Annotated in this window: 16 protein-coding genes and 1 pseudogene; 10 read left to right on the plus strand and 7 right to left on the minus strand. The window is 71.5% G+C overall.

Features of this window, described 5'->3' with window-relative positions:
- The first annotated feature begins 16 nt into the window (after positions 1-16).
- From ACX9TP_RS13025 to ACX9TP_RS13035, 3 genes and pseudogenes are all read left to right on the plus strand, one after another.
- Positions 17-1,030: a zinc-dependent alcohol dehydrogenase family protein gene (locus ACX9TP_RS13025; RefSeq protein WP_482980037.1), complete on the plus strand. Its 1,014-nt coding sequence runs from the start codon at positions 17-19 to the stop codon at positions 1,028-1,030.
- 139 nt (positions 1,031-1,169) lie between these two features.
- Positions 1,170-1,601, plus strand: a pseudogene (locus tag ACX9TP_RS13030) (AAA family ATPase); the annotation flags it as partial.
- A 27-nt stretch (positions 1,602-1,628) separates the two neighbouring features.
- Positions 1,629-2,675, plus strand: a complete 1,047-nt coding sequence (locus tag ACX9TP_RS13035) for a hypothetical protein (protein WP_482982376.1) — start codon at positions 1,629-1,631, stop codon at positions 2,673-2,675.
- Positions 2,676-2,702: 27 nt separating this feature from the next.
- Here ACX9TP_RS13035 and ACX9TP_RS13040 read toward each other — a convergent pair whose 3' ends face one another.
- Positions 2,703-4,757, minus strand: coding sequence for an RIO1 family regulatory kinase/ATPase domain-containing protein (locus tag ACX9TP_RS13040; protein ID WP_482980038.1), 2,055 nt, complete (start codon positions 4,755-4,757; stop codon positions 2,703-2,705).
- A 278-nt stretch (positions 4,758-5,035) separates the two neighbouring features.
- Positions 5,036-5,608, minus strand: a complete 573-nt coding sequence (locus ACX9TP_RS13045; protein WP_482980039.1) for a DUF4833 domain-containing protein — start codon at positions 5,606-5,608, stop codon at positions 5,036-5,038.
- A 338-nt stretch (positions 5,609-5,946) separates the two neighbouring features.
- Here ACX9TP_RS13045 and ACX9TP_RS13050 point away from each other — a divergent pair, with 338 nt between their 5' ends.
- Positions 5,947-6,768, plus strand: coding sequence for an EF-hand domain-containing protein (locus ACX9TP_RS13050; protein ID WP_482980040.1), 822 nt, complete (start codon positions 5,947-5,949; stop codon positions 6,766-6,768).
- Here the strand turns inward: ACX9TP_RS13050 and ACX9TP_RS13055 are convergent.
- Positions 6,765-7,946: a hypothetical protein gene (locus tag ACX9TP_RS13055; RefSeq protein ID WP_482980041.1), complete on the minus strand. Its 1,182-nt coding sequence runs from the start codon at positions 7,944-7,946 to the stop codon at positions 6,765-6,767. The two genes, ACX9TP_RS13050 and ACX9TP_RS13055, sit on opposite strands and share 4 nt — an antisense overlap.
- Positions 7,947-8,209: 263 nt before the next feature.
- Between ACX9TP_RS13055 and ACX9TP_RS13060 the strand changes: the two genes are divergently transcribed.
- The 5 genes from ACX9TP_RS13060 to ACX9TP_RS13080 all read left to right on the plus strand — a co-directional run bounded on the left by ACX9TP_RS13060 (position 8,210) and on the right by ACX9TP_RS13080 (position 15,041).
- Positions 8,210-11,005, plus strand: coding sequence for a response regulator (locus ACX9TP_RS13060; RefSeq protein WP_482980042.1), 2,796 nt, complete (start codon positions 8,210-8,212; stop codon positions 11,003-11,005).
- Positions 11,006-11,124: 119 nt separating this feature from the next.
- Positions 11,125-12,543, plus strand: coding sequence for a glutathione-disulfide reductase (gene gor, locus ACX9TP_RS13065; protein ID WP_482980043.1), 1,419 nt, complete (start codon positions 11,125-11,127; stop codon positions 12,541-12,543).
- A gap of 40 nt (positions 12,544-12,583) precedes the next feature.
- On the plus strand, positions 12,584-12,850 hold the full coding sequence (locus ACX9TP_RS13070; protein ID WP_482980044.1) for a Tsi2 family anti-toxin: 267 nt from the start codon (positions 12,584-12,586) through the stop codon (positions 12,848-12,850).
- A 110-nt stretch (positions 12,851-12,960) separates the two neighbouring features.
- Positions 12,961-14,256, plus strand: coding sequence for a DNA polymerase beta superfamily protein (locus ACX9TP_RS13075; RefSeq protein ID WP_482980045.1), 1,296 nt, complete (start codon positions 12,961-12,963; stop codon positions 14,254-14,256).
- On the plus strand, positions 14,253-15,041 hold the full coding sequence (locus ACX9TP_RS13080) for a nucleotidyltransferase domain-containing protein (RefSeq protein WP_482980046.1): 789 nt from the start codon (positions 14,253-14,255) through the stop codon (positions 15,039-15,041). Before ACX9TP_RS13075 ends, ACX9TP_RS13080 begins: the two co-directional genes overlap by 4 nt.
- 61 nt (positions 15,042-15,102) lie before the next feature.
- On the opposite strand, the gene ACX9TP_RS13085 is transcribed toward ACX9TP_RS13080, so the two are convergent.
- Positions 15,103-16,410: a chitosanase gene (locus tag ACX9TP_RS13085; protein ID WP_482980047.1), complete on the minus strand. Its 1,308-nt coding sequence runs from the start codon at positions 16,408-16,410 to the stop codon at positions 15,103-15,105.
- An 81-nt stretch (positions 16,411-16,491) separates the two neighbouring features.
- Complete coding sequence (locus ACX9TP_RS13090) at positions 16,492-17,412, minus strand: hypothetical protein (protein ID WP_482980048.1); 921 nt, start codon at positions 17,410-17,412, stop codon at positions 16,492-16,494.
- 250 nt (positions 17,413-17,662) lie between these two features.
- Between ACX9TP_RS13090 and ACX9TP_RS13095 the strand changes: the two genes are divergently transcribed.
- Positions 17,663-18,847, plus strand: a complete 1,185-nt coding sequence (locus ACX9TP_RS13095; RefSeq protein WP_482980049.1) for a hypothetical protein — start codon at positions 17,663-17,665, stop codon at positions 18,845-18,847.
- 18 nt (positions 18,848-18,865) lie between these two features.
- Here the strand turns inward: ACX9TP_RS13095 and ACX9TP_RS13100 are convergent, their stop codons facing one another.
- Together ACX9TP_RS13100 and ACX9TP_RS13105 are read right to left on the minus strand one after the other, a co-directional pair.
- The gene (locus ACX9TP_RS13100) at positions 18,866-22,012 is read right to left on the minus strand and encodes a poly(A) polymerase (RefSeq protein WP_482980050.1); all 3,147 of its coding nucleotides are present in this window, start codon (positions 22,010-22,012) and stop codon (positions 18,866-18,868) included.
- Positions 22,013-22,134: 122 nt separating this feature from the next.
- Positions 22,135-23,445, minus strand: a complete 1,311-nt coding sequence (locus ACX9TP_RS13105) for a hypothetical protein (protein ID WP_482980051.1) — start codon at positions 23,443-23,445, stop codon at positions 22,135-22,137.
- Between the last annotated feature and the right edge of the window lie 30 nt (positions 23,446-23,475).

Genomic DNA, 23,475 nt, shown 5'->3' on the forward strand with positions numbered 1-23,475 from the left:
GGCTAGAACGGCCCCCATGAAGGCCTACGAGATTCGAGACGGTTTCGGATTGGACAAGCTGGTGGCGTGCGAGCGGCCGGACCCGACGCCCGGGCCGTTCCAGGTGCGCGTGCGGGTGAAGGCCACGAGCCTCAACCAGCGCGACCTGATGATGGTGGAGGGCCGCTACAACCCGCGTCAGAAGCTGCCGCTGATTCCGAACTCGGATGGCGCGGGCGTGGTGGACGCGGTGGGCCCGGGTGTCACGCGGGTGAAGCCCGGTGACAGGGTGATGGGCATCTTCTCGCAGGCCTGGCTCGCCGGGGAGCCGAGCCGTGCGGCGCAGACGAGCACGCTGGGCGGGCCGCTGGATGGCGCGCTCGCGGACACGATGCTGCTGCACGAGGACGGCGTGGTGCTCACGCCCGCGCACCTGTCCGACGAGGAGGCCGCGACGCTGCCTTGCGCGGCCCTCACGGCGTGGAGCGCGCTCGTCACGTACGGCGGGCTGAAGGCGGGGGACTCGGTGCTGGTGCAGGGCACCGGCGGCGTCTCCATCTTCGCGCTCCAGATTGCGCGGATGCTGGGGGCGCGCGTCATCCTGACCTCCAGCAAGGACGAGAAGCTGGAGAAGGCCCGCGCGCTGGGCGCGCACGAGGGCATCAACTACGCGACGACGGCGGACTGGGACAAGGCGGCGCGGGCGCTGACGGGTGGCGTGGGCGTGGACCACGTCGTGGAGGTGGGCGGGGCGGGCACGTTCGAGAAGTCACTGCGCGCGGTGCGCGTCGGCGGCACGGTGTCCGTCATCGGCGTGCTCAGCGGCGGCGCGGGCACGGTGCCGCTCACGCCCATCCTGATGCAGAACCTGCGCGTGCAGGGCATCCTCGTGGGCCACCGTCAGGGCTTCGAGGCGATGAATCGCGCGCTGACGCTGCACGGGGTGCGGCCCGTGGTGGACCGCGTGTTCCCCTTCGCCGAGGCGCGCGCCGCCTTCGAGTACCTCAAGAGCGGGGCGCACTTCGGGAAGGTGGTCATCCGGGTGGGGTGAAGGCGGCGCCGGGCCGGCTCCGAGCGGCGAGGCGGGCGGGCAGTCAGGTCTCGGGGGACACGGCGCGGGAAGGTGTTACCTTCGCTGCATGCCTCGCTGGTTCAACACTGCGGGTCCGTGCAATCCGACGGACCACTACATGCTGCCGGCGTTACGGCGCCTGCCCCAGGTCCAGCAGCTCTTCGACCAGAGGAGCTATTTCGTCCTTCACGCGCCCCGGCAGGTGGGCAAGACGACGGCGCTCCGGTCCCTGGCTGGGCAACTCACCGCATCCGGGCGTTACGCCGCGCTTCACTTTTCCTGTGAAGAAGGTGAGGTCGCGGGTGACGACTTCGCGGAGGCACAGCGGACGCTGCTGTCGCGTATCCGCAGGAGTGCCGAGCTCTATCTGCCCACGGAGCTGCAACCCCCTTCCTTTCCCGACGCCCCCGGCCTGCAGCTCCTGGGCGCGGCCCTCGGTCGCTGGGCGCGGGAATGCCCCCGCCCATTGGTGCTCTTCTTCGATGAGATCGACGCGCTTCGAGGCCAGAGCCTGCTGAGTGTACTGCGTCAACTGCGTGGCGGCTTCCACGACAGGCCCGAGGGCTTTCCTTCCTCCGTGGTCCTGTGCGGCCTGCGGGACGTCCGCGACTACAAGATTGCCTCTGGCGGCCAGGGCCACCTGGGGACCTCCAGCCCCTTCAACATCAAGGTGGAGTCGCTCACCCTGCGCAACTTCACCCAGGACGAGGTGGCGGAGCTCTATCAACAGCACACCGATGACACGGGACAGCGCTTCCTGCCTGAGGCCGTGGACCGCGCCTTCTATTGGACCCAGGGGCAGCCCTGGCTGGTCAATGCGCTGGCCCGGCAGATGGTGCAGGAGCTCGTGGCGGACCGGAGCCAGTCCCTGACGGCAGCCCATGTGGATGCCGCGAAGGAAATCCTCCTCAAGCGGCAGGACACGCACCTGGACAGTCTCGCCGAGCGCCTGCGTGAAACACGGGTGCGGCGCATCCTCGAGCCCATGCTCGCGGGCCTCGCGTTGGGTGACATTCCCCAGGACGACCTGCGCTTCGTCCAGGACCTGGGGCTGGTGCGCATGGGCTCCACGGGCGGCGTGGAGATGGCCAATCCGCTCTACCGGGAGGTCATCCTCCGGGTCCTCGCGAACACGGCCTTCGCGTCCCTGCCGCCGATGCAGTCCGCGCCTCCGTGGTTGCGCGCGGACGGGCGGCTCGACATGGAGCGCCTCATGGAGGCCTTCCTCGCCTTCTGGCGACAGCACGGCCAACCCCTGCTGGGGACCGCGCCCTACCATGAGATTGCACCGCACCTGGTGCTGATGGCCTTCCTGCACCGGGTCGCCAATGGCGGAGGCACGCTGGAGCGCGAATACGCCATCGGCACGGGACGCATGGACCTGTGCCTGCGCTACGGCTCCGACACGCTCGCCATGGAGCTGAAGGTGTGGCGCGACGAGGAGAAGGATCCGCTGGACGACGGGCTCGCCCAGCTCGACAGGTATCTGGCGGGACTGGGGCTCGACACCGGCTGGCTGGTCATCTTCGACCGGCGCAGCGGGCAGCCCCCCATTGCCGAGCGCACCGTTGCGACCCGCGCGCGAACGCCCGCGGGCCGCGATATCTCCGTCGTACGCGCCTGAGCCTCTCCTGAGAGAGGCCCGCTTCGCTCAGGAGCCCGTCTCGTGAGGCCCCGGGTCTGAAGACGGGGCCGGACGGCCGACGAACGAGACCTGGGGCGCCGAGGCCCGCGCGGGCCGGGGGCCCCCACGGTTCGGTCCCTGCCGCTGCTGCCTGGGACCCGGGCCGTTACCCGGACCCGACGGACGCGCCTCGCGGAGGTTGTTGGTCCCCGGGCCGGTAGCGGCCCCGCTGCTCGCGGGCCGCGTCTCCACCACGGGCTGCGAGCGGCCAGGACCTCCGCGCCGCTCGCCCCTCGGAGGAGCGCCGTTGCCACGCTGCTCGTTGCGCGGCTCGCTCGCCGAGGCGAAGCCATTGGCACCGGTCTGCGAGTCGTTCCTCGGCGGGCGGCCATTGCGGCCGGGCCGCTGCTCGTTCCGAGGCGGACGCCCGTTGTTGCCGGGCTGCTGCTCGTTCCGGGCGGGGCGGCCATCCGCCGAGCGTGGCTCGCTCGAAGGCGAGGACCCGACCGGCGCGGCGGCGCCACGCGGCTCGTTCCACACGGGCATGTCCGCGCGTTGCTCGCTGAGGCGCGCACCCGGACGTCCGTTGCCGCGCTGCTCCTGGGGCTGCGCGCCAGGGCTTCCGCCCGCCTGCGGCTCGGAGAAGCGAGCGCCCCGGTTGTTTCCGGAACGCTCGTTGGTTCGCGTGCCCGGGGTGCCACGTCCGCGCGGCTCGTTGACGCGCGCACCCGGGTTGCCGCCCGCACGCTCCCCGACTTGCGTACCCGGAGGCCCGCCGCGCGGTTCGCTGAAGCGCGTACCCGGGTTGCCGCCCGCACGCTGCTCGACTTGCGTACCCGGAGGCCCGCCGCGCGGTTCGCTGAAGCGCGCGCCCGGGGTGCCTCCACCGCGCTGCTCGTTCGCCGCGGGACGACCGTTGCCACCCCCGCGAGGTCCACCGGCGGCGGGCTGCGCCGCGTTCGCCACGCGCTGCCCGTTCTGCGGACGGGCGCCGTTTCCACCCATGGGCGGACGCGCACCATTGCCACCCGAGCGCGGCGGCGGCCGGCCGCCCCCCGAGCGATTGCGTCCCCCACGCGGAGGAGGCGCCGCCGCGGGCTTGCCGCGCTCGCCGCCCCCCTGCTTCAACACCAGGGCCTCCAGCTCGCGCAGCTCGGCCTCGGCCGCTTCCTCGGGCGTCATCGTGGACTGGGCCGCCACCGGCACCAGCTCCACCGGAGCCGGCTCCGCGCGGAAGCCATTGCCTCCGGCGCGCTCCGGATTGAACCCCTGGCCCCCGTCACGCGGACCCTTGAAGCCTCCCCGGCCCGGCGCGCCGTTGCGGCGGGGCGCCTCGCGGAAGTTGCCCCGGGGCGTGAAGTCCGGGGTCAGCTCCCGGCGCACGTAGGCATTCCAGATTTCACCCGTGTCGCCCGCGGCGTCGTACAGCCGGGGGGCGATGCCCGCGAGGAAGTTGCGGACGTTGTCCAAATCCCGCCGGAAGTAGAACTCCGCGCGGTTGTTGCGCGCCGCCGCCACCGTCTGCGGGAAGTCGATGATGATGGCGCCCTGCCAGCTCATCAGGATGTTGAACGGGGACAGGTCCCCGTGGATGAGGTCGGCGCACAGCATGTTCACGACCTGGGAGCGCAGGTCCACGTACAGGGCCTGGGCCTCCTCGGGCGTGGCCGGCGGGGCCTCCACCAGCCGCGGGGCGGGGTGGCCCTGGGCGTCGAGCACCACCTCCATGAGCAGGATGCCTTCGTAGAACAGCACCGGCTGGGGCACGCGCACGCCCTGGGCGTGCAGCTTGTAGAGCGAGTCCGACTCGGCGCTCTTCCACGCCTCCTCGGCGGCGGCCTGACCGAAGCGGCTGCCCTTCTCCATGGCGCGGCGGGTACGCGAGTTGCGCACCTCGCGCCCCTCGCGGTAGCCCACGTTGTTGCGGAAGTTGCGCTCGTGGCGCTCCTTGTACAGCTTGGCCGCGACCACCTGCCCGGCGTGCTGGACCAGCCACACCTCCGCCTCCTTGCCGGTCTTCAGCTGTCCGATGACGGCTTCGATGATGCCGTCGGCGAGGAGAGTCTCTAGTGAGTCATTCATTCAGACGCGGAAGTCCAGTGGGGTCCGGGCGGGTGTCTCGCATGGGAGCGCGGGCGGCCCTGTTCGCTGCGCGTGGCGGCATGTGAACATCTCGCAGGTCCCTCTTGCTACCGCCATCCGACGCCAAGCTGCCATGAGGACCAGCGCACGGCCTGCTACCAGTTTGCACGCCGGGGTTCCAGGATAGCCAGGGCTTGCTGCCGGTGGGGGGGTCTTTCGGGACCGCACCCGGCAGGCAGGCGCCTGCCCGGCGGCTCGCTCCTGAGGCCCCAGGGCGCCTACTTCTTGATGACCTCCCGGGCCGAGCGGCCATCCACCCCAGTCCCGCTGAGCAGGACATAGTCGACCCCCGTGGGCCAGGCCGTCTTCACGAAGATGCGCTCAATCTGCGCCACCCTGCCTTCCATGACGGTGTACGCCCGGGCGGCGCAGTGGCCGTTCTCCCGGAAGACGTCCAGGTCGATGGCGCGGTCCGGCCAGGCCCGCAGCCGGACGTGGACCCGCCAGCCGGTGGAGGTGGCCTCCACCTGCTGCACGTCTCCCAGCCCATAGGCGGGCCCTTCACGGCCGAGCAGCGGCTCGGTGCTCTTCTCGCCCTTCTCCAGCATCCGCCAGTAGGCATGCACCGGCTGCGCCCCCTGGGGGCGGCAGTCCGAGTCGACACGGACGCCGTAGTGGACCTGGTTCCGGTTGGTGCTCCGGGCGATGAAGAAGGCGGAGTCCGCGGTCCGGGCCGGCAACATCTTCTTTCCCGCCGGGGCGCCCTGGGCCGGAGGCCCCGCGTCCACCGGCGCCTGGCCGAGCAGCACCACCAGGCAGATGCCAGACAACGTCCAGTCCTTCGGTCGCACGCGTCCTCTCATTCTCCGATTCCGCAGATTTGGAGTGGCACGTGGCAGGGCGCCAGGGGCCGCGTGCGATTCGGGCGCGGAGTGCATGAAACGTAGCAGCAACGGGACGCCGCCCCGTGCGGTTGTCGTCGTTCGGCCTGGGGGAGGACCCAACGCGTTTCCGGACACCGGGCCCGGGCCCCCGCCGCCGTCACGGCCTCGTGGCGCCCCGGGCATGGACTCCAACGCAGCGCTTCCCAGGTGACATGGCGGGGCCAGGGGCGGGGCCGCGCGACACAAGGCTGCTGACCCGCACCGCAACAGCGTTACGATGAGTGTCGCCCAGGGAGGGGCTCATCATGGCAACGAAGTCACGCAAGACGAGTGCTGCGAAGAAGTCATCCCGGCGTGCCCCCACAACGAAGAAGGCGGCCACGAAGAAGGCCCCCGCGAAGAAGGCCGGCGCGAGGAAGTCCGCCCCGAAGCGAGGCGCGGCGAAGAAGGCGGGGGGCGCGCGGAAGTCGGCGGCGAAGAGCGCCGGTGCCCGGAAGGCCGCCACGAAGGCCGCGGGTGCCCGGAAGCCCGCCGCGAAGCCGGCCGCTGCGCGCAAGCCCGCGGGTGCCCGGAAGACCGCCACGAAGTCGGCCGGTGCCCGGAAGCCCGCCGCGAAGCCGGCCGCTGCCGGGAAGCCCGCCGCGAAGCCGGCCGGTGCCGGGAAGCCCGCCACGAAGTCGGCCGGTGCCCGGACGCCCGCCACTCCGGCGGCGCGCACGCGCAGGCCCGCGGCGCCCTCCGCCCCGAGCGAGCCGACGACGGCGGCACCGCCCGTGTCCCCGAGCGAGGAGCGCACCGCGCCTCCGGCCCCGAGCGAGCGGCCGGCCACGGGCTCTCCCTTCGTGGAGCAGGTGGAGACCTCGTCCGCCGGCATCCAGCCGCTCGCGCCCGAGCACGCGGCGGTGGACGAGCTGACCAGCTCCGGCAACGAGCTGCTCGACATCTTCCAGCGCTATGACCGCCACCGCACCGGCTCCATCGACCGCGCCGGCTTCGCTCGGTTGCTGGAGGCGCTCGGGCAGCCCGTCAACGACGAGGAGCTGGACATCGCCGTCGACAGCGTCGACACCGAGCGCACCGGGAAGATTTCCTGGAAGGCCTTCAAGGCCTGGTGGACCAGTCGTTAGAAGCGCATGAACAGCCCGGGGCCGGCAGCGACCGCGTCGTTGCCCCGGCCCGCCGGCACCACCACCGGCACGGGCACGGGCTGGAACGAGCCATCCGCCCGGCGCTCCCGCTGCGTGGGCCCGTCCGGTGCCAGCGCGGAGAGCAGCACGGTGATGGCGAACGTCCCCGCCACCGTGCCCAGCACCGTCTTCGCCACCGTGACGTTGCTGACGTCCAGCCGCGAGCCGACCAGCAACGCCGTCAGCCCCATGCCCATGGGGAACAGGGTGACGTCGCGGACGGAGGAGGGCTCGATTTCCAGCGGAATGGCCAGCAGCCCGCCCACGAGCATCCCCGCCGCGGGGGCAATCAGCAGCGGCGTGTAGCGGAAGGAGTCCCCGGACTGGCGCGAGCCGATGTACTCGACGAGCCCGGTGGTGACGAGGGCATAGAAGGACGTCATGCCCACCAGCCCCGCGTCGCCGTCGCTCACGTCCTCGCCGCCCGCGGTGAGCAGCAGCACGCTGGCGACGCCGACCTGGGAGGTGCCCAGGGCGAGCAGCGCCCGCTGCCGGCTGTTCAAGTCCCACCCGTTGGCGGCGCTCACCCCGGCCGTGAAGCCCAGCGTCGCGGCGCCCGCGGCGAGCATCGACTCGTTGCGCTTCACGGGGATGAAGTACTGGTAGAGGGTGCTCGCCGTGCCCAGGGTGAGCGCGCCCACCATCGCTCCCATGTACGCGTTGTCGCTGCGCCCCCCCGGGGTGTCGTAGCTGTCGCCCAGCATGGCGCCGAGGACCATGCCGCCCAGCGCCTCCGAGAGGACCAGCGTGGGGCCGCCCGACTCGGCGGAGAGGCGGCTGTAGCGCACGGCGCGCTTCGGCGGCGGCTCCAGGGCCCGCAGCGGCGCCGACGGGGCCGGCTCCCGGCCGGGCTCCGCGACGGGGGCCGGCGGGCGCGGCTCACGCAGGGGCTCCGCGGCCGGGCTCGCGGTGGCGCCAGGCGCCTCCGGGTGTTCCGTTCCGGACGCGGCGGAGGGCGTGAAGGCCGGGGGCGTGGCCCACTCGGGCTCGTCCGGAGACGCGGGCGAGGACGTGAGGGGAGGCGGGGGGAGCGGGTCCTGGGGAGAGTCGGCGGCTGCCGGCTGTTGGGCGCTCGCGAGCGTGGCGGCGAGGCCCAGCAGAAGGGCGATGGGGCGCATGGGGGAGGCTCCTGTCCGCCCATCTTCGTTGACTCCCGAGCGGCAGGGAACACTCCCCTGGCGTGGGAGGGGCCCGCCCCCTGACGCGGGGCGACGTCTCTTCCCTGCTCGGTGCGCCTCCGGGCTTTCCGGTTTCCTTGCCGGAAGGCGTCGTCCACTGCTGCACCGCTCGCCTGTCTGGCATGATGCGGGCTCCGAAGAATGTCGTCCGCCGAGTGGTGGCGGACGGATGGGCCGACCTACTCTAGGAGGTAGGGGGAAGGGTGTCCGACCTGGCGTCCAGCGCACATTCCGCCGTGTTCGAGCACTCGCGTGACGCAGTGCTCGTGCTCGACTCCGGGCAGCGCATCCTGGAGCTCAACCGCGCCGCGGAGCGGTTCTTCGGGCCGCGCGCCGGGCTCGTGGGCAGCCCGGTGTCGCAGGTCCTCCCCGGGTGGCGTCCGCCCGACTCCCGCGCCTCCACCGAGGCCCCGCAGGAGACGGAGCTCGCCGGCCATCGTCCGGGGAGCGGGGGCACCGTGTACTACCTGCGCGTGCTGACGCTGCCCCTGCCCGTCGCCGACGGCGCCGGCGGGGGCTGGGTGCTGCAGCTCCAGGACATGACGGGGAGCCTGGAGGTGGAGGCGTCCATCCGCCAGCAGAAGGAGTTCTTCGAGGCGGTGGTGCGCAACAGCCCCGTGGCCATCGTCACCATCACCCGCCAGTTCCGCGTGCTGTCGTGGAACCCGGAGGCGGAGCGGCTCTTCGGGTACACGCCGCAGGAGGCGCTGGGGCGGCACATCTTCGAGCTCGTCGCCACCGAGCAGACCGTGCTCCCGGATGCGGAGCGGGCCAGCCGCGAGGTGGTGGCGCGGGGCCGCGTCCACTCCGTCACCCGGCGCGTGCGGAAGAATGGCAGCGTGGTGGACGTGGAGCTGCTGGCGCTGCCGGTGTCGGTGGGCGGGCGGCAGCTGGGCTACATCGCCATCTACCACGACATCACCGACCTCCAGAAAGCGCGCCAGGCGTCCGAGGCCGCCAACCAGGCCAAGAGCCTCTTCCTGGCGACGATGAGCCACGAAATCCGCACGCCGATGAACGCCATCATCGGCATGACGGGGCTGTTGCTCGACACCTCGCTGTCCGACGAGCAGCGGGACTTCGTCTCCGTCATCCGCCAGAGCAGCGAGGCGCTGCTCACGCTGCTCAACGACGTGCTGGACTTCTCCAAGATTGAAGCCGGGCGCTTCGAGACAGAGCTGCACCCGTTCGACTTGCGCCAGTGCGTGGAGTCGGTGCTGGACCTGCTGGCCGTGCGCGCCAGCGAGAAGGGGCTGGACCTGGGCTGCGACATCGCCCCGCATGTGCCGCAGATGCTGGTGGGCGACGCGACGCGCCTGCGTCAGGTGCTGCTCAACCTGGTGGGCAACGCGCTCAAGTTCACCGAGCGGGGCGGCGCGGTGGTGGCGGTGGACGCCGTGCGGGCCACCGAGTCGGCGGACAGTCCGTGGGAGCTGACGTTCGCCGTGCAGGACACCGGGCCGGGCATCCCCGAGCAGATGCGGGCGGGGCTCTTCCAGCCCTTCAACCAGCTGGATGCGTCCGTGGCCCGCCGCTTCGGGGGCACGGGACTGGGGCTGGCCATCTCCAAGCGGCTGGTGGAGGCCATGGGTGGCCGCATCTGGGTGGAGACCGAGGGCGAGCGCGGCAGCGGCACCACCTTCCGCTTCTCCCTGAGCGCGCGGGCCGCGGCGCAGCAGCCCGCGGTGCACCTGCTGCCGGAGCAGCCCCTGCTGCAGGGGCGGCGCGTGCTCATCGTCGACGACAACGCCATCAACCGGCGGCTGCTGGGCCGGCAGCTCCAGTCCTGGGGGCTGGACTTCGTGGAGACGGCCTCGGGGGCGGAGGCGCTGGCGAGCCTGCAGGCCGGCGCGCGCTTCGACGTGGCCCTCATCGACCACCAGATGCCGGGGCTGGACGGGCCCGCGCTGGCGGCGCGCATCCGCCAGTGGGGCGACATGCGGACGCTGCCGCTGCTGCTGCTCACCTCGCCCGGCCGCCGGGGCATCACGCCCGAGGGGCTGTTCTCCGGGGTGCTGTCCCGCCCGGTGAAGGCCTCGCAGCTCCACGACGCGCTGATGGCGTGCTTCTCCCATGACGTGGCGAAGCAGGCGCACGCGGCCCGCGTGGACCGCGCCCCGCCGCGCCGGGCGCCCTCGCCCGGAGAGCGCCCGGGAGACCGGCTGCCGCTGGACATCCTCCTGGTGGAGGACAACCCCACCAACCAGAAGCTGGCGCTGCTCGTGCTGGAGAAGCTGGGCTACCGCGCACAGGTGGCCTTCAACGGCGTGGAGGCGCTGAAGTCCGTCTCCCAGCAGCGCTTCGACGTCGTCTTCATGGACCTGCAGATGCCGGAGATGGACGGGCTGGAGGCCACCCGCCGCATCCGCGCGGAGGTGCCGCCCCACGCGCAGCCGTGGATCATCGCCATGACGGCCAACGCCATGGACTCCGACCGGGACCAGTGCTTCGCGGCGGGCATGGACGACTTCCTGGGCAAGCCCATCCGCGTGGATGCGCTGGCCGCGTCGCTGCTGCGCTGCCAGCCGCGCCGCTCCGAGGCCGTCTCCATCCGCCGGCCGGCCGCGCCCCCGGATGCGCCACCGCCCTCGCCCGTGGGCGAGCTGCCCGAGATGGTGCGCATCCCCGGCCTGGAGCCCTCCGCGCTCGCGCGGCTGTGGCGGGAGCTGGGCGCGCAGTCGGGGCAGATTCTGCCCGAGCTCATCGAGACCGCCCTGCACAGCATGCCGGCCCTGCTGGACGACGCGTACACCGCCATGGGGCGGGGACGGATGGACGACCTGGGCCGCGCGGCCCACACGCTCAAGTCCAACGCCGCCTGGTTCGGGGCCACGGCCCTGGAGGCGCACTGCCGCGACATCGAGCTGCGCGCCGACTCGGGCAGCATGGAGGGCATGGCGGAGCGGCTGGAGCGCTGCAAGGCGGAGCTGGAGGGGACGCGGCGGCTGCTGGCACAGCTGCGCGAGCGCATCATGGCGTTCGCCGCGCTCGGGGCCTGACGTCCAGTGTCCGCTGTCGCGGGTTTCGGGCACTCCGGCCCCACACTTCGGGTGCGGCGTGCACCCTCCAGGGGCTATCTGTGGGGGACACGCGCGGCGCACCTGGAGGAGAGAGGACCATGGCCCGTTACGACTTCGACCTGTTCACCATTGGCGGAGGCTCCGGAGGCGTGGCGGCCAGCCGCCGGGCGGGCTCCTACGGGGCGCGCGTGGGGCTGTGCGAGGACAGGGACTTGGGCGGCACCTGCGTGCACCGGGGCTGCGTGCCCAAGAAGCTGCTGGTGTACGGCTCGCACTTCCACGAGGACTTCCAAGACGCGGCCGGGTACGGGTGGACGGTGCAGGAGCCCACGTTCGACTGGGCGCGGCTGCGCGACGCCAAGGACAAGGAGCTGGCGCGGCTGGGCGGGGTGTACGCGCGGCTGTTGCGCGACTCGGGCGTGACGGCGGTGGAGGGGCGCGGGCGGCTGGTGGACCCGCACACGGTGGAGGTGGCCGGCAAGCGGTACACGGCCGAGCGCATCCTGGTGGCCACGGGCTCGCGGCCGTACCTGCCTCCGGACGTGACGGGCATCGAGCACGCGCTCACCTCGGATGACGCGCTGTCCTTCCCCTCGCTGCCGAAGCGGCTGGTGATTGTCGGGGGCGGGTACATCGGCGTGGAGCTGGCGGGGGTGTTCCACGGGCTGGGCGCCAAGGTGACGGTCATCATCCGCGGCCCCACGGTGCTCGGCGGGTTCGACGGGGACGTGCGCGCGGTCCTCACGGAGGAGATGCGCAAGAAGGGCATCGAGCTGCTGGTGGACACCTTCATCCGGGACATCGAGAAGCGTGCGGACGGCGGGGTGAGCCTGCTGACGAAGGCGGGCGAGACGGTGGAGGCGGACGCGGTGCTGTACGCCACCGGCCGGGTGCCCAACACGGGTGGGGTGGGGCTGGAGGAGGTGGGCGTGAAGCTGGACCCGCGCGGCGCCATCATGGTGGACGAGTGGTCCCGCACGTCGGTGGAGAACATCTACGCGGTGGGGGATGTGACGGACCGCATCAACCTCACCCCGGTGGCGATTGCGGAGGGGCGCGCGCTGGCGGAGACGCTGTTCCACGACAACCCGATGAAGATGGACCACACCAACGTGCCGTCCGCCGTCTTCAGCCAGCCGCCGGTGGCGTGCGTGGGGCTGTCGGAGCTGGAGGCGCGCGAGCGCCACGGGCAGGTGGACGTGTACGTCGCCAACTTCAAACCGATGAAGCACACGCTCAGCGGGCGCAACGAGCGGACGATGATGAAGCTCGTGGTGGAGCGCACCTCCAACAAGGTGCTGGGCTGCCACATGGTGGGGGCGGACGCGCCCGAAATCATCCAGGGCCTGGCGGTGGCGGTGAAGTGCGGGGCCACCAAGGCGCAGTTCGACGCCACCGTGGGCATCCACCCCACCGCGGCCGAGGAGTTCGTCACCCTGCGCGACAAGCGGCCGGACCCCGAGGTGACGCTGGCCGCCGAGCGTGGGCACGACGCCGGGGTGACGGGGACGCACTGAGGCGGGAGGATGGGGCCGCGCTGTACGAGCGAGGTCGGACATGCCCGAGGTGAGTGGACGCGCGCTGATGATGGCCATCCAGGCGGTGGAAGCGGAAATCGAGCGGCTGGAGGCTGAAATCACGGCGGCGGGCGATGATGCGGCCCCGGACCTCCAGTTGCTCAGCCTGAGCTACTGGAAGGCAGCCTGCGAGCTCGAGGACGCCTATCGCGAGGCCCTCGAGAAGATCGCCAACCTGCCGACCTATGAAGAGCTCGTTGCACCGTTCAGGTCGAAGCGGCCCGCGAAGGAGCCGGAGACGCCCTGAGCAGCCGTGTGGGAAGAGGCCATGCGTATCGGGCTGGCGGCGTCCGGCCGGTCAGGTCCGCGCGGGCTCCTCCGTCTACGATGACCCCGTATCGCATCGGGAGGTGAGCCATGAGTGATTCTCCGACGGATTCTCCACGCACGGGCGCCGGTCGCATCCGGGGCCTGGAGCAGGTGGACCGGCTGTCGGTGCCCCTGCCGCACGGCACCGAGGTGACGACGCGCGTGGAGCGCGTGGCCTCGGGCGGGCGCCGCATCCCCCAGGGCGTGGTGGGCCGCGTGGTCCGCGCCCATGACGGCGGCTTCGACGTGCAGATTGTCGGCGTCGGCGAGGTCTGGTTCGCCCGCGAGGAATTGGTGCCCCGGCGCGCGGGCCAGGTGAACTTCGCCCGGCGCCGCGAGGCCGCGTGGAGCGCGCTGACGCCCTGCGTGGTGCTGGAGACGCGTGTGGGCAGCCATGCGTGGGGCCTGGCCAACGAGAACTCGGACGTGGACGTGCGCGGCGTGTTCGCCCTGCCGCTGGCGTGGACCTTCGGCCTGGTGGAGGCGCCGATGGACCTGGTCAGCGCCGACGGCAGCACCACCTACTGGGAGGTGCGCAAGGCGGTGGAGCAGGCCCTGCGCGCGGACCCGAACACGCTGGAGACGCTCTTCGTCCCCGGCGCGAAGGCCACGGACGTGCTCGGTGAGTGGCTGCTGGCGGAGCGCGAGGCCTTCGTGTCCAAAGCCATCTTCGGCAGCTTCGGCCGGTACGCCATGAGCCAGCTCGACAAGCTCACCCGCAGCCAGCGGCTGGCCGAGCACCGCGATTTGCTCCTGGAGTGGCTGTGCGAGGAGCCCGCCCCGGACCTGGACGAGGTGGCGAAGCGGCTGGCCGCGGTGTCTCCGCGCAGCGCGCCGACGCAGCAGGACGCGCTGCTGGCGGCGAAGACGTACGTGAAGCAGCTCTACCGCTCGCTGTGGGACCAGGGCCTGCTGACGGCCAACGACTTCGCGGCGCTCACCACGTACGCGCGGGGCGGCGGGCAGCGGCCTCCGTCCGCGCGTGAGCTGCGGCCGAAGAACGCCTACAATCTGCTTCGACTGGTGGCCACCGCCGCCGGGTGGCTGCGGGAGGGCACGCCCACGTTCGAGGCGTCGGGCGCGCTGAAGACGCGGCTGCTGGACATCAAGGCCGGCCGCGTGCCGCTGGAGGACGTGCTGCGGGACGCGGAGGCCATGGCGCCGGACCTGGAGGCGGCGCACCGCGAGAGCAAGCTGCCGGAGCACCCGGACTACGAGCGGGCGGACCGGCTCTTGCGGCGCGTGGGAGACGAAGTGGCGCGGCGCTGGGTGCTGAAGGAGCCCGGCCCGCTGGGACGTGAGGCGCCGGAGGCCCCGGCCATGGAGTGGAGGGAGCCGGAATGAAGGGCACGCTGAAGGAACATGAGCGGGTGGTGGCGGACCGGGTGCTCGACGAGGAGTCGGCGAAGCGCGAGCACCTCGTCATCGCCCTGTCCGGGGCGCATGCGTATGGCTTCCCCTCGCCGGACAGTGACCTGGACCTGAAGTCCATCCACGTGGTGCCCACCGCGACGCTGCTCGGCCTCCAGCCGAAGCACATCACCGCCGAGCGGCTCCAGGTGGTGGACGGCGTCGAGGTGGACTACTCGTCCAACGAGCTGCAGCCGGTGCTCCAGGGCATCCTGCAAGGCAACGGCAACTACATCGAGCGCGTGCTGGGCGCCATTTGTGTGCGCGCCTCGCCCGAGCTGGAGGGGCTCAAGCCCCACGTGCGCGCCGTGCTGTCGCGCCGGGTGCACCGGCACTACCGGGGCTTCGCCTACGGCCAGCTGCGCGAGTGGGAGAAGACCGGCTTCAAGTCCGCCAAGAAGCTGCTCTACGTCCTGCGCACCACGCTGACGGGCACGCATGCGCTGCGCACCGGCGTGGTGGAGACGGACGTCACCGAGCTGCTCGACCTGTATGGCTTCTCGGAGGCGCACGCGCTGGTGGAGCAGAAGACGCGCGGGGAGAAGAGCGAGCTGCCGGACGAGCTGAGCCAGAAGTGGCGCGCCGAGGTGTCGCGCTCCTTCGAGGTGCTCGACGCGGCCCTGGCGGAGTCGGTGCTGCCGGAGGACCCGCCCGAGGCCGCCGTCGACGCCCTGGAGGCGTGGATGCTGGACCTGCGTCGGCGGCGATTCACCGCGTGAGTCGTCCGCTCGCCAGAGCGCACCCGAGACTGGGGCGCTCCGGCGGTGACGCGTCAGCCCGTCACTGGCAGGAGTACGTGTACGAGGACGGCGTGCTCCACGTGCCATCCGGGTTGATGGCGCGCACCGTGTAGCCGCTGGCGGGGTAGCTCGTCCCCCAGCAGTCGCGGGCGCGCACGTCGTTCCGGAAGGCCGTGCCCAGGTCCCAGTTGCTCCTGCGGCGCAGCTTCTCGTACGCGGCCACGCGGTCCACGGCCTCAATCCACGTCGAGTCCGCGGCGAGCACGTCGCGGCGCTTCTCCAGGAACTTCTGCAGCCACGCATTCTCGGTGATGCCGTTGTACCCGATGACCGGCGCCACCTGCCCCGAGTTGCCCAGCGCCGTGTTGGCGGAGCGAATCATGCTCCGCGCGCCGGACTCGCCGTGGTTGATGAAGGCGTCGTACAGCGCCGCCTTCGAGAGCGCCTGGGTGAGGCCCCACTTCGCGGCCTCGTTCATCGCCGGCGTGTAATAGAGCTTGTCGTTCACCTGGTCCTGGCAGCTCTTGAAGTCGGCGCGGGTGGTGGTGTTGTTGTAGCTGGTCGCCCAGTCGGCCCGCCAGTTGCCCACCGAGTCGAGCTCGGACGTGGAGGCCTGCGACTGTCCCGTGGACAGGAAACGGTTGTTGATGGTGGTGAGCCCCGACATGTACTTCGCCATCAGGTTGCCGTTGGCCGCGCTGCGCAGGTTGACGTAGCACTGGATGACCTGGATGGCGTCGCCCGTCCCCGTGCAGAAGCCCGCGCGCCCATTGGTGTACCCGCGCCCGTCCTGGATGTTCTCCGAGTACGCGTAGTCGATGGTGGGCGTGTCGTTCTCCCAGATGCTCGTCAGGTCCTCCGACACCTTCTTCTGGTTGGCGCTCAGCCCCGTGCCCGTGGGAGGCGGAGTGCTGCCGCAGCTCGGGTCGCTGATGCTCACGTTGGACGCGGTGAACGAGGTGTTCGACGTCGTGGAGTAATAGAACGTGTAGGACGCATTCACGCCGACGGTCAGCGCCGAGGTCCTCGAGTACGTACACGTCGTGCCGCTCTGCGTGTGCGTCCAGCCCGGCTCGTCGTAATCACAGACGATGCCGCTGGGGACACCGAAGGAAATGGTGGGGCTCGTCATGGCCGCCGTGCCGGTGTTCTTGAAGACGATGGTGCCCCACCAGTCCGCGCCCACGTACGTGTTCGTGGTGATGACGTATGAGCAGGCGGCCAGCGCCTGCTGCTCCGTGTGCGGAAGCGCCTCGGCTTCTCCCAGGTCCGGCGCACAGCCCGCCAGGGCCGTAGCCAGTCCCAGGAACACCGCTCCCCAGCTCCAGTCCTGCCGACGCTCTCGCATGTCCGGCTCCCTTTCCTGGCGCGAGGATGAAAGGCAGATGCACTCGCGCTAGAGCTGGAATACCAGAAAGGCTTGAGCGCTTCAGGAGGAAGCGTTCTCGAGCCCGGACAGCGTGCGCTTGCGCACCTTCAGCCACGCCTGCTGCCGGAAGAGGTAGGTGGAGGTGACGCGGCGCCAGGTCCACACGTCGGGCAGCTCCCACCACCGGGCGGGCGGCTTGAGCCCCTTGTCGCGGAGGTTTCCAATGCCGCGGTAGCCCACACCATCCAGCCCGTAGGCGCTGTTGGACTCCAGCATGAGGACCTTGTCTGTGGAGGCGTGGTGGTCCACGACGAGGAAGGTGTGCCCCGAACGCCACTGGTTGCGCCAGCCCTGCACCAGCGTCCACGGATGGGGCGGCACGTCCGGGGACGGCGCGGGAATCCCCATGCCGCTCTCCACGGCGGCCGTCACGGGCGAGAAGTAGTCCTCCGAGGAGGCAATCATCATCTGCCGGTGGCGGCGCGAGTCCCACTCGAAGGCGCTGCCGTGCGCGTCGGAGAAGGCCTTCACCGTCAGGGCCTCCACGAAGGTGCAGCAGTTGTTCACCGCGGGCGGCGCCAGGGGGAGGACGACGCCCGGCAGCACCCATGGGTAGCGCGCCTGGTCCAGCTCGTAGCGGAAGTCGGTGAACGACTTGAGCAGCGTCGTCAGCCGCGCCTCGTCCACGGCGAGGGGCTCGACGCTGAATGACAGCCGCGCCACGGGCGGAGGCTTGTCCAGGTCCAGGAGCTGGGCGTACTGCTGGGTGCGCCAGCGCGTGCAGACCCACGTGTCGAGCGCGCCCAGGGTGGGCACCTCCAGCCGCGCGTAGTCGGAGTCAGGCGTCGGGAAGCCCCGCCGCTCCTCGAGCACATGGTAGCTGCCCGGCTCGACGTAGCCCTCGAACTGCGATGCCGTGTCCGGGCGGACGAAGCCGCGCAAGCGGATGGGCAGCCGTGCGACGCGATAGGTGTCCGCCATGAATTCCCCCGTGTAGACGTGCACCGGGCATCATTGCACGGTGTCGCAATCCGATGACTGTCCACCCGTATGTGGGTCGCTCACAACCTCGGAGCTCACCGTGCCCATGCGCTTTCCCTTGCTGCAGGTCATCGCACTGACCTCCGTGCTGCTCGCCTGTACCACCCGAGGCGCGGCGCCCACGTCTCCGCGCCCAGGAGATGAGCCCCTGAAGCCCCTGTCTCCATTAGACGTCGCAGCCGAGCAGTATGTGAAACTCGTCCTCGCGCTGGGCCAGCATGGCGAGAACGACGTGGACGCCTATTACGGGCCGGAGGCCTGGGCGCAGGAGGCCCGAGCGACACCGCTGCCCCTGCCGGAGATAGGGCGGCGGGCCGCCGCGGTGGCGAAGAGCGTGGAGGCCGTGCCCGTGCCCTCCGATGCGCTCGTGGCGCTGCGCCGCCGCTTCCTGCTCGCCCAGCTCTTCGCCGTGTCCACGCGGGTGCGGATGCTGTCGGGTGAGCAGCTGCCGTTCGACGAGGAGAGCCAGGCCCTCTACAACGCCCGGGCACCGAGCCACACGGAAGCGGAGCTCGAGGCCGTGCTCGCCCAGCTCGACCGGCAAGTCCCCGGTCCGGGCTCCCTGGGCGAGCGGGTCGAGCGCTTCCGCAAGCGCTTCCTCATCCCCGACGACAGGCGCGATGCCGTCTACCGTGCCGCCATCGACGAGGCCCGCCGTCGCACGCTCCAGCATGTGACGCTGCCGGCCCATGAGGGCTTCACGCTGGAGTACGTCACGGACAAGCCCTGGGGTGGCTACAACTGGTTCAAGGGTCAGGCGACCAGCGTCATCCAGCTCAACACCGACCTGCCCGACTACATCTGGCGCGCCGTCGTGATTGCCGCGCACGAGGGCTACCCCGGCCATCACGTCTACAACACGCTGCTGGAGCAGCACCTGGTGCGAGAGCGCGGGTGGGTGGAGTTCACGGTGTACCCGCTCTACTCCCCCATGTCGCTCATCGCCGAGGGCAGCGCCGACCATGGCGTCGAGCTGGTCTTCCCCGACGCGGAAGCGTACCTGCGTGACGAGCTCTTCCCTCTCGCGGGGCTCGACCCGAAGCACGCCGCCGGCTACATGCGGGTGGAGGCGCTGCTTCAGAAGCTCTCCTATGCGAACAACGAGGCCGCGCGCGGCTACCTCGACGGCAGGCTCAGCCGGGAGGCGGCCCGTGACTGGCTGACGCGCTACGCGATGATGACCCCCGAGCGCGCCGAACTCGTCATGAAGAGCATCGAGGGCTCCCGCTCGTATGTCATCAACTACAACCTGGGTCGCGACCTGGTGAAGGAGTACGTAGAGCGCCGGGCAGGCCCGGGCGCCACGCCGGCGCGTCGCTGGGAGGTGTTCCGCGACCTGCTCGCCTCGCCCCGGCTGCCGTCGGACCTGCGATGACCCGGGCTCCCGCGTGGGTCAGGGCGTCAACTCCACGATGAGCGCGGCCCGCTCGGGACGGTGTTCCCAGGCGTGGAAGGCCTGGCGGAACTCCTCGACCGTCTCCAGGAGGGCTCCGCGCGGGGTGGACCTGGCGTCCAGGCCGATGACGAAAGGGCCGTCGGGCGAGGCCGGAGGCAGGGGGCGGGCGAAGACGCGGCGGTCGCTCTCCAGCCGGTACACCAGCGCGGTGAGATGCCCGAGCACCCAGCCCGCCGCGACCTCATGGCCTTCCCCGTGGACGGTGCCGACGCGCAGCTCCAGCTGCATGGGCAGCTTCTCGGACAGGGGCTCGAAGAGCGCCTCCCAGGCGCTCCGCGTCCCTTCGGCGCGGGCCCTCTCCACGAGCCGCGCGGCCCGTGCCAGCTCGTCGCGCACCACGCGGGACGTCGAGCGCGACACGTTCCGCGCGGTGTTGCGCACCGGCGGCGCGGGCGCGATGACGGGCAGCAGGTCCCGCTTGCCATCGGGCCGGTAGCGCGCCGTCTCGGAGGTGAGCGACACCGGCTGCGGCCAGGGCCAATGGGAGAACGTCTCGAAGAACCAAGAGAGCAGCGACACGTCCGTGGCCGCGTCCTCCCGGGGAGCCCGCATGCAGGCCCAGGCCGCGAGCACCGACCAGGACAGCCCACCCAGGTAGCCCAGGGCGTGTGAGTAGATGCCACGGGCCCGGGCCCACGCCTTCACGGTGCGCAGCAGCGTGCGGAAGCGCTCGGGGCCGGCGTCCGCTCGCGTCACCTCGTCGAGCAGGCGCTGCGTGTCCAGCAGGCCGAGCACGGAGCGCAGTCCCGAGATGTCCAGGGCGTCGCCATGCTGGGAGACCAGCGTGTCGGGGGGGCAGGGCGCCACGCCGTCCGGGCGGCTCGCGTAGGAGAGGTCGAAGCTCACGCTGTCCACCGACAGCTTCACCAGGGGAATGGCGGCATCCGCCACGAAGCGTCCGGAGATGGAGGGCGCATGGGCCAGCTCCCCGAGGAGCGCCTTCGCGAAGTCCTCGCGTGACAGCTGCGAGGGCCCGATGGCCACCGCGTCCACGTCGCTGCCCGCGCCGTCCGTTCCGAGCAGGTACGAGCCGTAGGGGTGCAGCTCCGTCCCCACGCGTGCGCAGAGCGCCTGGAGCCGGTCGACCGCGGCGGTGCGTGCCTGCCGGTCCTCTGGGGAGCCTGTGGCCGCGTGGGTGGACAGCACGGCATGGAGGGCTTCGTCGTCCCGGGGCTGGGGCGCGGGCCGCGCATGGCCGGACTCCCTTGCGGGGCTGCTGGCAGCCTGGGTCGGTGCGGCCGCACCGCCCCTGCTCGCGGCCAGGGGGCCTCCGAGCGGAAGCCTCCGCACGACTTCGAAGGGGGTGTCGCCCTTTCTGCGGATGATGCAGACGTCGCGGGCCTCGAAGGTGAGCGGGCGCCAGTGCTTCTCCCACCCGGCGAGCGTGCGAGCGATGTCCGCCGCGCCGGAGCGCGGAAGCTGTCCGACGGACAGGTGTGGCGTGAAGCCACGCGCCGACTTGCGGCCCTGCTCGTCGCACTCGGGCATCGCCTGCTCCAGCGCCGTGTGCAGGGCCTTCAGCGCTCCGTGGGGCCGGTCCTCCGGGCGGAGCCAGGCCGTGACGTTGGCGCGGTGCTCGAAGTGGTGGAACCCGGTGAGCGTCACCTCGAAGGGCTTCACGCCCCGCAGCGCCTCCGCGAGCAGGGCCTCCGCCTCGTCGAAGTACTCCTCCGGCAGGAAGGGGTAGAGCAGGGTGACGTGTGGCATCCACCGGTTGAACTTGGAGTCATGTTTCCGGCGCAGCGCCTGGATGGGCTCCCACACCGCGTCGGGTGGGATGAGCACCACCGCCGTGTGGTGCACGAGCGGCGCCTTGTGCGCGCGGGCAGGTGCCGGAGGGGTGGGAGCCCGTGGCAGGGCGCCCCGGCGCAGGACACAGCGCACGCCGAAGTGGTCCGAGGGATGGAGCGCGTCCCCGGTCGGTCCCGGAGGCCCTTCCAGCGGAGCCTCGCCGAAGAGGCCCACGGCTTCCGGAACGAGCCGCCCCGAGGGAGAGCACACCAGCACCCGGTCCAGCCGCTGGTTCCGGCCCGACGTGGTCGTGAACCGGGCGAGCGCGTTCCGGGAAGGCGCATAGGTCTCTCCGCCCTCCGCGGGCCGCAGCGCCGGCCACGCATCCACGAAGCCCGCCTGTGCGAAGGCGTCGAACTCGGGGTCTCCGTCGCCGAAGTTGAAGTCGCCCGCGAGCACCACGTCCTGGCCCGGGGTGGCGAGCGAGCGGGTCCACTCGGTGAGCGCCCGGACCTGGGCTGCCCGTGCCGCGCTTCCCGCGGCCGTGCGGTTGCTCGTCAGGTGCTGCGTGGCCACCCACAGCGAGCCGCCGCTCAGGGACAGCTCGCCCGCGATGACCCGCTTGTCGCGCGAGAAGACGCGCTGGCTCAGCGAGGCGAAGGGCCGCCGCGACAGGAGCAGCTGCCCGGAGGGCGTCACCGTCGCCGCGCCCGGGCCTTCCGAGAGCCAGTAGCGCTCGCGCACCCAGGGGGCCTCGAGCAGCGCGCGGAGGAAGGGCGGGGTGACCTCCTGCAGCGCGATGACGTCCGCGTCGGTGTCGCGCAGCAGGGTGAGCGCCGCGGGCGTCCTCCGCTCCGTGGCGAGCATCTCCCCGTCGTACACATCGAAGAGGACGTTGAGCGTGGTGACGGTGAGCCGCTCGGGGGTGGGAGGGGGGACGGTCGTCACGGGCGGGGAGGCCACCCACGCGCGAGTCTCGGCATCGAAGCGGTAGGCGGTGAGGGGCGTGAAGCGGTGTGCTGCCTCGGGCGCGGCCCCCGCGTTGGCCGGCGGGGCCGCCGGAGCGGGCGCCACGGCCTCCCGCGCCGGAGGCGTCACCGGCGCGGGCGGGGTGAGGGAGTCGAGCAGGTCGATGCGCTGCCTGCGGTCCCACACCACCTGGCGGCCGCGCTTGAAGTACCAGACGCGGTGCCAGGGAATCTCCCCGTCGGGGACGAAGGCCTCGAAGGGCATCTCCTCCAGTTGTTCGAGGTGCGCGTCGTAGCCGATGGAGAACTCGCGCGCGTCGAGCCGCGGGTCCCAGCGGACGCGGTGGTACACCTCTCGGCTGGTCGTGAAGCGTTCCTGGGACATGGCGGCCACCGGAGTGAGGAGTCAGGGAAGCGTACACGCACGGGCCGCACGGAATCCGAGCCCCTCGCGTGGTGGCACCTGACGCCGGTCCCCCACCCGGGCTGACAGGCGCCGCCCGCCTGTCAGCGCTGCTCCGCCTGGCCCGGTCCCGGCGGCGTGCCGGCCACTGGCGGGGTGGCGGGAGGCAGCACCTTCTCGGACTGCCGGAGGAGCCTGCCGAGCACGTTGTCCATCACCGAGCTCAGCAGCCGGTCCGCGGAGAACCCGGCGGCAATCGCCAGCGCCACCATGGTGAAGAACGCGGCCTTCCGGGTGCTCACCAGGAGGTGGAGGATGGCGGGGTTGTTCGTGTCGGTGGCTTCCTCCCCCGTGCCGCTGGCGGGAGGTCCGGTATCGGCGGGAGCGGAGTCGCTGGCGGAGCGCTCGGCCTTGGCGGACCCGCGAGCACCGGAAGGTGCCGGGGGGCGGGCCTCATCGGGCTGCGCCGCGGGAGCCTCGACGCTCGCGGGGGCTGAGGCCTCGCGCGGAATCACCGCGAGCAGCAGGTTGGACTGCTCGAGGAAGAGGAGCATCAGCGCCGCGAAGCCACCGATGACGGGCTTCACCAGCAGGTGGTAGGCGAAGTACCGGCTCGTCGCCCCCGTCGCGACGACGAAGCGCTCCTTCGAGAGCATGTTGGAGAGGACGGCTCCCGCGGCCCCGGCGAGGCTGAGCAGGAGCATCCCCGTGGGGATGACCTGCGCGGGCCACGTTTCCACCACGTCCGAGCGGAAGCCCTGGAACGCGAGGATGAAGAACACGAGCAGCAGTACCGTGCTGAGGACCTGGATGGCGACGTTGATGGAGAGCTGCCAGAACGTCTTGTCCACCTTCCCGTTGACCACGCCCAGCGCACCCCGCAGGACGTGGCGGCAGCGCGTCAGTTGCTCCGGCTCAGGGGCCGGGAAGACGCCACCGTCTTCCCTCGGACGGGCCGGGCGGGAGAGCAGGCGGGTGCTCTGGGGCAGGGGGCCGCTCGTGCCATCCGCGCCCAGCCAGAGCGTGCGGCTTCCGGCGTCCGTCACCCTCCGCTCGAACTGGTGCTGAATCTCCAGCGCCTGCGGCAGCAGCATGGCCGGGGGCATGACGAGCAGCAGCAGGCCGTCCACCTCGTGGATGACCTCCCAGAAGGAGAAGGACCAGCGCCAGAGGGACTTGTCGATGCAGCGCCGCGCCACCTCCAGCTTCTGGCGGCACTGCTCCAGGGTGGCCCGGTCCTCGGGCGTCAAATCTGCGCGCGCCTGACACAGCTTGTAGAGCGAGGCGTTGCTCTCCAGCTTGTTCCAGAGCAGCTGGGTGGCCGAGCCGTGCCTGCTCCGCCGCCTTCGCAGGCCGACGAGACTCAGGAGAGCGGGCAGCGGGTTCTCCGGAGGCGAGGCGTCGGTGACCGCCATGTCCAACACATGGCCATGGCGTCAACGCGC

This window comes from Pyxidicoccus sp. M15 (assembly GCF_056858435.1).